This is a genomic window from Chamaesiphon sp. OTE_75_metabat_556 (assembly GCF_031378165.1).
Classification (GTDB): Bacteria; Cyanobacteriota; Cyanobacteriia; order Cyanobacteriales; family Chamaesiphonaceae; genus Chamaesiphon.
Genome location: NZ_JANNDR010000249.1, coordinates 1 through 11,908, shown reverse-complemented (window position 1 = coordinate 11,908; position 11,908 = coordinate 1). Strand labels below are relative to the sequence as shown.

The following is an 11,908-nucleotide window of genomic DNA, read 5'->3' as shown; positions in this document are numbered from 1 at the left end:
GCCTCCATTGATGCCGCAAATTCCCCCTCCACGATACTCTTGAGCGGTTCGGGTTCTGCCCAACAACGACCCATAAATTGAGTGTGGACGAGCAAGAACTCTTTGTCTTGAGCCAAAAACTCTAGACAGGGTTTGAGTAATGCGGTCAAGATTTCTTCTACCGATGGCACTCGCCCCCCCGCCTGGAGTTGTTTGAGCATTGCCAATTCTTGCTCGACGATCGGACGAGCAAACCGCTCAACCACGGCTCGAAATAGCTCTTCCTTTGAACCGAAGTGATAGTGAACCGCCGCCAAGTTGACATCTGCCTCACCGATCACATTTCGTAATGTAGTGCCAGCAAAGCCTCGCTCGGCAAAGAGCCGTTTGGCAACACTAATGATTTGTTCTTTGGTGTCGATTATTGTAGTACCCACAATTTTCTGCATTGGTTCTAGTTCTGTCAATTGTAATTGAGAATTTGCCAATCCCCAACTGAATCCAGCTTCAGGGCGATTTCAGATTCGCACCTTGCCATTTCCTAAAATATCTGCTTTAATTGTATCAAACGTACGTTTGAATTAACGCTATTTAGCCAGAAACGTAGCTTAATCAGTAAAATACGATATTCTACCAAGCCTTCAGGGGTTCAAACAGCCATTTAACAGCCGATTGCTCATACTTCTATATTAAAACATACGTTTAGTTGATATCGATCCCCTTCCTCAAATCAGAAAGTTCAGCATGATACACAGTCAGAAAGTCAAAATTATTAGCAAGCAACTCCCATTTAGGCATTTAGTTGTGGGTGCAGTGGTGTTTTGGGGTGGATCTGCTGATTCACTCTGGCGGTTGCACATTCCTGCCACCCAACCCACCAAACCTTTAACAACTAACAAAAAAGTGCAGATTGCCCAGACTAGTTCTGCTCGAAAGGTTGCTGGACTGACAAATTCACAGGTCACAGGAGGGATCGATGACATTGATATTAACTAAATCGCCACCTGATGCGCCCACTGTTCGCCCTTCCCCGAATAGTATTTGGCAGGCATTAGCAGATCGAACTCCGTTAGGCTGGCTGCAACTTAAGAAAAGTAAATCGCGGCTGATGGTAGCAGTAGCTGGTATTGCCTTTGCCGATCTGTTGATGTTTGCTCAACTCGGCATTCAAGCAGCCTTGTTTGATAGCAATACCATGCTCAATCGCGGTATGGATGCAGACATCATCATTGGCAGTACTCAGTACCGGGACTTAAATCTGGCGAATACACTCCCCCGCCGTCGGCTCTATCAAATTAAAGATATCCCTGGCGTGCAATCTGCCGAACCGCTGTATGTATCGACGATCGTTTGGAAAAATCCTCAGACTCTGCGCAAAACTCAACTCACACTAGTAGGGCAAAGTCTCGATCGACCTGCGTTTACCTTTGACGAAATCAATCAAAATCTCGATCGGCTCAAGCAGCCCGATACTTTTTTGTTCGATCGATTGAGCCGAGGCACATACGCAGATGTCGTTGCCAAAGTTGCCACCGGACAGTCTGTGAAAACGGAAGTTCAACGTCGGACGATCGAAGTCACCGGACTGTTTTCACTCGGTGCCTCGTTTGCAACGGATGGAACACTGATCACCAGTGCCGAAACTTTTCTGCGCTTTTTCCCCGAACGCAGCTCAGGACAAATCACCTTGGGATTAATCAAAGTCAAGCCTGGTGTCGATCCCGATCTAGTCCTCGCCCAGATTAAAGCGATCTTGCCGCCCGATACGATCGCCTCCACAAAACAGCAATATGTAGATGACGAACAAGCCTACTGGCAGCAATCTACCCCGATTGGGATTGTGTTCACCTTCGGAACGGTCATGTCATTTGTCGTGGGGATCGTCATCGTTTTTCAGATTCTCTCGACTGACGTGAATGAGCACATGAGCGAATATGCCACGTTTAAGGCGATGGGATATCGCGATCGCTATCTGCTGGCGATCGTGCTGGAACAATCGCTGATTCTGGCATCGCTGGGATTTATTCCTGGTTTAGCACTCGCATTAGGGCAATACGCGCTGATTCAGAGCCTCGGTGCTTTGCCAATTTTCATGACCGTGGAGCGACTAGTGCTGGTCTTTTCATTAACTGTGGTGATGTGTGTGGTGTCGGGTGCAGTTACAACTCGCAGGCTGCAATCTGCCGATCCAGCCGATAATTTTTAGGAGTCAATATGAATTCAGTTTCGATAATTGCCCGCGATGCTACATTTGTTCAGCATTCAATTACTCCATCTTCAATTATTCAAGTTGAGAACTTAGACCACTTTTTTGGCGAAGGCGAACTCAAAAAACAGGTGCTTTTTGACATCAATCTTGCCATTAATGCTGGAGAAATCATCATCTTGACTGGCCCCTCTGGTTCGGGTAAAACGACGTTATTATCGCTGATGGGTGGCTTGCGATCGCCTCAATCTGGCAGTTTGCGGATGTTGGAGACAGAACTGGTCGGTGCGGCCAAAGCAGTTGCCGTAGAAGCCCGTCGCTCTTGTGGCTATATCTTTCAGGCACACAATCTCCATACCAGCCTGACGGCTCAAGAGAACGTGATGATGGGGCTAGAAGTCCACGGCACTTATTCACGTTCGGAGCGGCGCGATTTAGCGGTAGAAATGCTAGCAGTGGTGGGCTTAGGAGAACGGACTCAATACTATGCAGCAGGTCTTTCTGGTGGCCAAAAACAGCGAGTGGCGATCGCGCGTGCCCTAGTCAGCCGTCCTCAAATCGTGTTAGCCGATGAACCCACCGCCGCACTAGACAAGAAATCGGGGCGCGACGTGGTGGAACTGATGCAAAAACTGGCAAAAGAACAGGACTGCACCATCTTGATGGTGACACACGATAACCGGATCTTAGATGTTGCCGATCGAATTATCTACATGGAGGATGGGCATTTAAGCGATCGACCTGAGTCGGCGGCAATTGCCCACTCCCCGCAGTCAGATTAATTTGACAGCGTCAAATCATCGATTACCGACCGTAGGCTCCGCCAACGGCAGGTTAGCAAAGTAAATAATTCAATACTACCTATAGAAATGCCTGCTGAAGTCGCGGCTAATGATGCAAAGTCCGCCTTCGCGGACTGACATATTAGTCCGCGAAGGCGGACTTTGCATCACGAGGAGTGGTTTTAACCACTTTGAGTCTGGGTAGCAACGCAAAGTAAATAATATCCAGAGAACAATATTATGTTGGACAAACTGAGTGCTGGCAACCGAACACCTGTAATTTTGGGAACTATTGCGCTACTCGCCGTCGGTGGTGGCGGGATTTATCTGCAGCAACAGCAAGCAGCACAACAAACAGCAAAAGCACAATCGATCGCCGCAGCAACTAAATCGGTACCAACAACCGTCACCGCCTTGGGGAAACTGGCACCCAAAGGGGAAGTCATCAAGCTATCTGCACCCACATCAAACGAAGGTGTCAAAATCGACAAATTATTGGTGGAGGAAGGAGCGACAGTTAAGGCGGGGCAGTTAATTGCAATTTTGGATAGTCAAGGACGCTTGCAAGCAGCAGTAAATGAAGCTCAAGCCAAAGTCAGCGTTGCCCGAGCAAGTCTGGTCAAAGTTAAAGCTGGAGCCAAGCAGGGCGAAATTAATGCTCAGAAAGCCACCATCGCGAAGTTGCAAGCCGAGCAAGGGACGGGAATAGAAGCCCAGAAAGCGACACTTGCTAAGGTCGTAGCCGAAACAGTAACTCAAATCGAAGCTCAGAAAGCGACACTTGCCAAAGTCGTAGCCGAAACAGCAACTCAAACTGAAGCCCAAATCGGAGCCATTGCCGAAGCCCAAGCCGGACTTGCTAATGCTCAAGCGGAGGATAAACGTTATGCCACCCTCTATCGACAGGGCGCGGTGTCTGCTTCTAGCGGTGATACTAAGCGGTTAACTTTACAAACAAGTCAGCAGAAAGTAAATCAGGCTCAAGCAAATTTAAAACGGATTGAATCTTCAGGTCAGCAACAACTAGCTGAAGCTCAAGCCAATTTACGCCGGATTCAAACATCGGGACAACAACAAATCATTGAAGCACGAGCTAATTTGCGAAAGCTCGAAACATCGACGCAACAACAGGTCAAAGAAAGTCAATTTACCCTCAATAGAATTGCGGAAGTACGTCCAGTAGACGTAATGTCCGCCGAAACAGAGGTCAACAGTGCGATCGCATCACTCAAACGAGCCGAAGCAAATCTTACTCAAGCTTATATTAAGTCACCTCAAGATGGTCAAATTTATGAAATTTTTGCCCGTCCTGGGGAAGTAGTTAGTACTAATGGCATCGCGGATCTTGGCAAAACTAGTCAAATGTATGGGGTGATGGAAATCTACCAAAATGATATTAATAAAGTGCGAGTCGGACAGAAAGTAAAAATCACCAGTAATTCTCTACCTGGTGAATTGCAAGGGACGATCGAGCGAGTTGGCATTCAAATCAAGCGTCAAAATACGATCAATGCCGATCCTAGTAGTAATATTGACGATCGAGTTGTGGAAGTCCATGCGATCTTAGATCCACAATCTAGCCAAATGGCTGCTAAGTTTACTAACTTACAAATTCAAGCAGTTATTAACCTCAAATGAATCGTAAATAGTGAGCGACATCTGAAATTTGATCGCAAGTTTCTATAGATCGATTGACAATGCTAACTTCGATCGATCTAATCGACATGTTAAATAAAAGTATAGATAATTCGATCTTTTAGAATCAAATTTTTAATGTATCCTGTTGCAATCCCAACGTTAATTTCTTGACTACTTACCGCTTGCATTAGTTTAAATGTACTAACATTGACGGTAGATCCAATGTACCCACAAGATCTCTGCTTTTACTCATAATGGCTTAAATTAAAATCGTTAAAGTAACAATGAATACTTCTACTTACTTAGGTTTTTATGGTAATCTAATTTATCGTTGGCTTTTAGAGTTGTACCATCCTCAATAATCAGTATACTTTGTTACTTTCTGTTACCGTTGACAGATAACATCTAGCCTGTAGTATGTTAAGTATCTAAAGTATATAGTTAAAAAGTAATATAATTTTCACAAAAATAAGTGACACAAATCAGACATGAATTTTGTCCAATTCCTGGTTAAAACAAAGGATCGAAATTCAAAATGTGTAGATTCACTGTCAAGAATCGATCTAAAAATGCGGTCGATTACCCTCTGCTAAGGTAGATGTTAAAGCGAACGGTAGGAGATACCAACGAATAAACCTTGCTTTCAATCAAATTGACAAAGGGATCGTGCTGCCTAAAGTCTTCATTAGGAAGTTTGCTAACTTGCATCGATCAGAATGCGAAGTTTTCGCGCGATCGTTTAGCAGCTAGTTGCTAAATTTGGTTCACACACCTGTGATTACTGAATTGCCAAATCTTTTTAAATCAACACTTTGGCTCAGATCGTAAGTAGGTTTTGAGGACAGGATTCAGGATGACTCGATCTCTGAAATCGCTCAATAAATTAGGTTTGCCGATCGATTCCATCTAAATTTGCAGTGCAAACAACTATAAAGTATAAATGCTATCAAAAATCGAACAACCTAGCCTCATTTCCGGAGATCGAGATTCCGATCTTTCACAGTTATTACCCAAAAAACCTTTATTCTCAAGTCAAAAACTCGACTGGGCGGGGATTTTTCTTGAATATCACTGCCAGTCTACTTGGGAAACTCCTTACTTCTCTAGTCCTTACCATTCAATTATTGTTAATAACAGCCACCAAATCCAGATCGGGCGGTGGTCAGGTAATCATAAGCTGCATCAACAGTCGAACAAAGGGGATCTAACGATCTTTCCAGCCAATAGCCAAAATAAGCATAGCTGGAATCGAGAATGGGAATTCTTCTTATTGTGTTTAGATCCAAAACTGATGACTCAAATTGCCTATGAATCTATAGGTGTGGAGTCGATCGAAATCTTGCCCTGCTTTGCCACGCCCGATCCGCTAATTTACCAATTTTGCCAAGCGCTCATTTCAGAACTTAGATTAGGTGAATCATGCTGTTGTCTTTATGTCGAGCATCTGGTGTCAGCCCTGTCAATTCACCTGATTCGCAAATATTCTGCGAAAAACCATTCGCTCCGAGATGCTAACGGTTTGTCTCAGGGGAAGTTGCAACAAGCGATCTCGTACATTAACGAGCATTTCACCGAGAACTTGTCGCTCAAGGATATTTCCAATGTAGTGGGGATGAGTCCTTTCTACTTTACTAATTTGTTTAAGCAGTCTACGGGCATGACGGCATATCAATATGTGATTTACCGCCGGATCGAACGAGCCAAACAATTACTGCGTCAGCAAGAATTGTCTATTGGTGAAGTCTCATCACAAGTTGGGTTTGAAAGTCAGAGCCACTTTACCAATGTTTTTCGTAAGCATACAAGTAGAACCCCAAAAATGTATCGAATGGATACAAAATAGTTGTCAAAATTCAGAACTTATGCATTTTCGCAATAATTTGCAACTTTTTCGGGGAAATGTGAAAGACAGATACTACATTTCTTTATATATTTAGTTAGTGCATCAATTGTCGCTTAAAGCAAGACAGCGATAAATAATTTAATAATTAGATGTGCGCTAGATTTTGGCTATGCCTTGTTCCAAAGTAACTACCTAGATGGCAGGAGCGGAAGTAGCGATCCACCAAATATTCAGTTTTAGCAAAGTTACTCATTCCCAGCCAAGTCTCAGCAATAATTTTAGATCCTTCAGCAGTTGACGATCTAACTCAAGCTTCAATCCCATCGATTTTAAAAAAAAGATGGGAAACCGTCCAAAAGTTTGAGAGCTAACGAAACTATTTTTTAAGGAAATTAATACGTGTTTAATCCAAGTTGCTACATAACTCAAGGCAAAATCCACGTTTCTCGCTCCAGTAAAGAAATTTCAATAGATTTGGCTACAAAGGAAGTGTTGTCTCAGATCGACAGTCAACGCGGCGGGCTATTGACAAGTAATTATGAATATCCCGGACGCTACAAAAAATGGGCAATTGGGTTTGTAAATCCCCCGCTCGAAATTAGCACTCGTGAAGATACATTTAGCATTAAAGCTCTCAATCAGCGAGGTCTAATCCTGATTGCTTATTTGAGCGATCGGCTGGCCAAATGCTCTGCTTTAGAGATTAAGGACCGAGATTCTGAGCTGATTACGGGATTTGTCCGTCCGACCACGCAGGTCTTCACCGAAGAAGAACGCAGCCAACAACCTTCTGTTTTTAGCTTAATTCGGGAAGTAATATTTGCGTTTCATAGTAATGAAGATGCGTATTTAGGGTTGTATGGTGCATTTGGTTACGATTTAGTCTTTCAATTCGAGAAAATGACTAAAAATCTGCCTCGATCGACCGATGCACGGGATTTAGTATTATATCTTCCCGATGAATTAACGATCGTCGATTATCAGCGACAACAGGCTTTTCAGCTACGGTACGATTTTGAAATCGATGGACAGACCAATCGAAACCTGCCACGAACCGGGGAATTTATCGACTATCGAGGCCAACAGTTAGCCTTAACCAAAACCGCCGACCATGCCCCAGGAGAATATGCAGCTAAAGTAGAAACAGCCTTAGATTATTTTCGGCGCGGGGATTTATTTGAGGTAGTTACTAGTCAGAGCTTTTTTGAGAGTTACGATCTTCCTCCCACTGCTCTGTTTGAAACTTTACAACAAATCAATCCTAGTCCCTTCAGTTTTGTCCTCAATTTAGGGGGAGAATATATCGTCGGTGCTTCGCCGGAAATGTTCGTCCGAGTAGAAGATCGCCGAGTCGAAACCTGTCCGATTAGTGGTACGATTCGTCGCGGTAGCAACTCGATCGAAGATGCCGCAAATATTTTAGAGTTACTCAATTCTCGCAAAGATGAATCCGAGTTAACCATGTGTACTGATGTCGATCGCAATGATAAATCGCGGATTTGTCAGCCTGGTTCTGTCAAAGTGCTGAGTCGTCGGCAGATTGAATTATACAGCCATTTAATTCACACAGTCGATCACGTTGAAGGATTATTACGCCCTGAATTTGATGCCATTGATGCCTTTTTATCCCATTTATGGGCAGTTACCGTCACTGGCGCGCCCAAAAAAGCCGCGATGGAGTTTCTCGAACAGCACGAACGCAGTGCGCGACAGTGGTATGGCGGAGCTGTTGGTTATTTGACCTTTAAAGGGGATTTGAATACCGGGTTAATCTTGCGAACTGTGGAGTTAAAAGATTCGATCGCTCAAGTTCGCGTCGGCGCAACACTGCTCTATGATTCCATTCCCGCAGCAGAAGAAGCGGAAACCTTATTAAAAGGGGCAGCAGCATTCCAAACGCTCAAATCTGCTCGAATTTCATCCGCCAATAAAAATCGGCACGCGGTGGTCGAACATCATCCAGCCCTAAAAAATCGGCACGCGGTGGTCGAACATCATCCAGCCATTAGCCGCGCTCATCGGCGAGTACTGTTAATTGATTACGAAGATTCTTTCGTTCACACCCTGGCTAATTATCTTCGTCAGTGTGGTGTCACAGTCACGACCTTGCGGCATGGTTTTAGCGAACAAGTTTTCGACCAGATCCAGCCGGATTTAGTGGTATTGTCGCCCGGTCCAGGCAAACCCAGCAATTTTGGGATAACTGCCACGATTCAAGCTTGTGTTAAACGACAAATTCCGATTTTCGGTGTGTGCTTGGGATTACAGAGTATTGTAGAAGCTTACGGCGGAGAATTAGGCGTTCTTGATTATCCTCAACATGGTAAAGCCGCTCGCATTCGGATTACTGCTCCAGAGTCAATTTTATTCAAAGGCTTACCTGCTGCTTTTGATGTGGGTCGTTACCATTCTTTATATGCGATTCCCCATTGTTTGCCCTCACAACTGCAAGTCACGGCAGTTACTGAAGATGGCACGATCATGGCGATCGAACATCGAAATTTACCGATTGTGGCAGTTCAATTCCATCCTGAATCGATTATGACACTGATGGGAGATGTCGGTCTTGGCATTATTAAAAATGTCGTCAATGCTTATACTAATCCGGTTGGATTTAAGCAAGTTAAAACTTTAACAAGTTCTAAATATCTCCAAGAATTATCCAGAAGCTGAGGAAATCAAAAATGTTGCTAAAATCTGTTCGATCGCCTAATTTTCTTGAAGAGATCTTCCGCTATAAGCAGGATGAAGTAGTGCAATTACACCAGCATTATCAGCTTAAAGATCTCCAAAATCAAGCTAAAAAAGCTAGTTCTGGCCATAATTTCCAGCAAGCTTTACAGCAAAGTAACCAACAGCCTAGTTTAATTGCTGAAGTAAAAAAAGCATCGCCCAGTCGGGGGATTATTCGGACAGATTTCGATCCAGTGGCGATCGCTCAAGCTTACCAGCGGGCTGGAGCAACTTGTCTATCTGTCCTCACCGATGCACGTTTTTTCCAAGGAAGTTTTGAGAATTTACAGCGGATTCGGCTAGCGGTCGATCTGCCGCTGTTATGTAAAGAGTTCATTCTCGATCCCATTCAAATTTATCTCGCGCGGTTGGCAGGTGCCGATGCCGTGTTATTAATTGCAGCGATGCTGAGTGTGGAAAAATTAGGCAAACTGCTCTGTTTAATTCAAGAGTTAGGGATGGAAGCCTTAGTAGAGGTGCATAATTTAGCCGAACTCGATCTCATGTTGTCATTACCCTCTTTACGTTTAGTTGGGATTAATAATCGCAATCTAGCAACTTTTACCGTCGATTTAACCACAACTGAAACTTTATTAGCTAGCCGCCGCGATCTCCTCCAAGACCGAGGGATTATTACGATTAGTGAGTCGGGACTGGGCGATCGATCGCAGTTAGATCGAGTAGCTTCATGGGGTGTAGATGCGGTTTTGGTGGGAGAAGCTTTGATGAAACAAGCCGATGTCGAACGAGCTGTCTACAGTTTAATGACTGGCGAGGGTTAAATAATCCAAGCTATCTATAGAAGACATTTGAGATCTTCTGGCGGGTAGGGCGGGTTCGTGCGATATCGTTGGCAAAGCCTACCGTAGGTAATCGGTGAGATCGATATTAGCTTGCATAAACCCGCCCTCCCCCACCAATAATCCGATCGAGCGATCCATAATCTTCTATTGAACTAAATAATTATGACTGCCTCAGTTTCTCATCGTTTTGAATCGTTAAAATTAACGAAAAATTCCCTCAATTCCTGTGGCTTAATTCCATTTATTATGGCAGGAGACCCGGATCTAGAGACGACGGCGCGCGCCCTCAAGGTTTTAGATCGGTGTGGAGCCAGTGCGATCGAATTAGGGATTCCTTACTCCGATCCACTGGCAGATGGGCCAGTCATTCAAGCTGCGGCCACGCGCGCCTTACAACGCGGAATTACGTTTGACTCCATTTTAGCGATGGTCGCCGCTGTGACTCCCCAGTTGAATGCACCGTTGATTTTGTTTACTTATTACAATCCCATTTTAAGTCGGGGGATCGAACGTTTTTTAGACCAAATTGCCGCAGCCGGAGTTCGGGGCTTAATCGTGCCCGATCTACCCTTAGAAGAATCCCAATTACTACTAGACGCGGCGGCAAAAGTCGGGATCGAACTGACATTACTGGTTGCTCCCACTAGTTCACCGGAACGAATTAAAGCAATCGCTACTGCTTCGAGCGGCTTTATCTATCTTGTCAGCGTGACCGGAGTAACGGGGATGCGGACTCAAGTTTCGCAACAGGTTTATCCCCTAGTGCAACAAATTCGCCAAGTCACTGATAAACCGATCGGGATTGGGTTTGGAATTTCTGACCCCAAACAAGTAGCGCAAATGAAGGAATGGGGGGCTAATGCCATCATTGTCGGCAGTGCTTGTGTGAATGCTTTGGCTAGTGGCACGCCGGAGGAAGGGTTGATGGCACTCGAAGATTTGTGTGGTGCTTTTCAAGCGGCTCTTGCTGATTAGATTTTGGACTGGTGCTTAGTCATCAGTTACTGGTGCTAAGAGAACCCGGATCTGGGGGAGGCTTCCCCCAGACCCCCCGTTGAGGAGGCGGGGTGCCGCCCCTCAAACTCCCCTGCACAAGGGTCGATCGATGGGCAACGGGGCGCGCTTCGCATTAGCTCCGCAATGGGAATCGATCTGTGTGTGGAGTTTATCGATTGGGTGCGCAGATTAGGGTTGCAGCTTACACTTCTGTCTAATTTAGCTTTCTAATATCGATCGGCACAATAGCAGAAGGATGTTCCTCCAAACCAGAAGTTACAAGATGCTATCGCCAATGGAAATCCCGATCCCCAAATTCACGTTATATATTCGCAATAATTTACTTTCAACAAACTCATGATTAGTAAAGCTCCCGCTCCAATGTTTATCGAAGTCCAGCAACCCGACAGGCTCGGTCGGTTTGGCCGATTTGGCGGTCAATATGTCCCGGAAACCCTCATGCCTGCCTTGGAGGAGTTAGATCGGGTTCACCAACAATATCTCAACGAGCCAAGCTTTCAGGCTGAGTTAAACCATTTACTCAAGGATTATGTCGGTCGTGCCACGCCCTTGTATTTGGCCGAACGCTTAACCGCACATTACACCAAACCGGATGGCAGTGGCCCTCAAATTTATCTGAAGCGCGAAGACTTAAACCACACGGGTGCCCACAAAATTAACAATGCCCTCGGTCAAGCCCTCCTCGCCAAACGGATGGGCAAACGGCGGATTATCGCGGAAACCGGAGCCGGACAGCATGGAGTAGCAACAGCGACAGTTTGTGCTTTATTTGGCTTAGAATTCATCATTTATATGGGAGTTCAGGATATTCAACGTCAATCCTTGAATGTCTTTCGGATGAAATTAATGGGGGCCCAAGTGCGCCCAGTGTCGTCGGGAACTGGTACCCTCAAAGATGCCACTTCTG

At 45.1% G+C, this 11,908-nt stretch carries 10 protein-coding genes; 9 read left to right on the top strand and 1 reads right to left on the bottom strand.

The window, feature by feature from the left end; all coding sequences use genetic code 11:
• Positions 1-428: TetR/AcrR family transcriptional regulator (locus tag RMO27_RS10240; protein ID WP_309732022.1), on the bottom strand; the 428-nt coding region annotated here is incomplete at its 3' end.
• Positions 429-723: 295 nt separating this feature from the next.
• On the opposite strand from RMO27_RS10240, the gene RMO27_RS10235 reads away from it, so the two are divergent.
• The 9 genes from RMO27_RS10235 to RMO27_RS10195 all read left to right on the top strand — a co-directional run.
• A complete protein-coding gene (locus tag RMO27_RS10235) occupies positions 724-975 on the top strand; it encodes a hypothetical protein (RefSeq protein ID WP_309732021.1) in 252 nt (83 codons plus the stop codon).
• Positions 956-2,185, top strand: coding sequence for an ABC transporter permease DevC (gene devC, locus RMO27_RS10230; protein WP_309732019.1), 1,230 nt, complete (start codon positions 956-958; stop codon positions 2,183-2,185). The genes RMO27_RS10235 and devC overlap by 20 nt, the downstream gene beginning before the upstream one ends.
• A gap of 8 nt (positions 2,186-2,193) precedes the next feature.
• Positions 2,194-2,967 (top strand): DevA family ABC transporter ATP-binding protein, encoded by a 774-nt coding sequence (locus tag RMO27_RS10225; protein WP_309732017.1) that lies wholly within the window; start codon positions 2,194-2,196, stop codon positions 2,965-2,967.
• A gap of 240 nt (positions 2,968-3,207) precedes the next feature.
• The gene (locus tag RMO27_RS10220; protein WP_309732015.1) at positions 3,208-4,605 is read left to right on the top strand and encodes an HlyD family efflux transporter periplasmic adaptor subunit; all 1,398 of its coding nucleotides are present in this window, start codon (positions 3,208-3,210) and stop codon (positions 4,603-4,605) included.
• A gap of 940 nt (positions 4,606-5,545) precedes the next feature.
• Entirely contained in the window at positions 5,546-6,448 is a 903-nt protein-coding gene (locus RMO27_RS10215; RefSeq protein WP_309732013.1) for an AraC family transcriptional regulator, read from the top strand.
• 399 nt (positions 6,449-6,847) lie between these two features.
• Positions 6,848-9,121 carry an anthranilate synthase gene (locus tag RMO27_RS10210; protein WP_309732011.1) on the top strand — a complete coding sequence of 758 codons (2,274 nt, stop codon included), beginning with the start codon at positions 6,848-6,850 and terminating at the stop codon, positions 9,119-9,121.
• A gap of 11 nt (positions 9,122-9,132) precedes the next feature.
• The gene (gene trpC, locus RMO27_RS10205) at positions 9,133-9,963 is read left to right on the top strand and encodes an indole-3-glycerol phosphate synthase TrpC (RefSeq protein ID WP_309732010.1); all 831 of its coding nucleotides are present in this window, start codon (positions 9,133-9,135) and stop codon (positions 9,961-9,963) included.
• Positions 9,964-10,146: 183 nt separating this feature from the next.
• Positions 10,147-10,959 carry a tryptophan synthase subunit alpha gene (trpA, locus tag RMO27_RS10200; RefSeq protein WP_309732008.1) on the top strand — a complete coding sequence of 271 codons (813 nt, stop codon included), beginning with the start codon at positions 10,147-10,149 and terminating at the stop codon, positions 10,957-10,959.
• A gap of 378 nt (positions 10,960-11,337) precedes the next feature.
• On the top strand, positions 11,338-11,908 hold a 571-nt coding region (locus tag RMO27_RS10195; RefSeq protein ID WP_309732006.1), incomplete at its 3' end, for a pyridoxal-phosphate dependent enzyme.

Bases quoted from the DNA above. Each gene is read 5' to 3' on its own strand.
- RMO27_RS10235 (WP_309732021.1), top strand. From the start codon at position 724: ATGATACACAGTCAGAAAGTCAAAATTATTAGCAAGCAACTCCCATTT.
- devC (WP_309732019.1), top strand. From the start codon at position 956: ATGACATTGATATTAACTAAATCGCCACCTGATGCGCCCACTGTTCGC.
- RMO27_RS10225 (WP_309732017.1), top strand. From the start codon at position 2,194: ATGAATTCAGTTTCGATAATTGCCCGCGATGCTACATTTGTTCAGCAT.
- RMO27_RS10220 (WP_309732015.1), top strand. From the start codon at position 3,208: ATGTTGGACAAACTGAGTGCTGGCAACCGAACACCTGTAATTTTGGGA.
- trpC (WP_309732010.1), top strand. From the start codon at position 9,133: ATGTTGCTAAAATCTGTTCGATCGCCTAATTTTCTTGAAGAGATCTTC.
- trpA (WP_309732008.1), top strand. From the start codon at position 10,147: ATGACTGCCTCAGTTTCTCATCGTTTTGAATCGTTAAAATTAACGAAA.
- RMO27_RS10215 (WP_309732013.1), top strand. From the start codon at position 5,546: ATGCTATCAAAAATCGAACAACCTAGCCTCATTTCCGGAGATCGAGAT.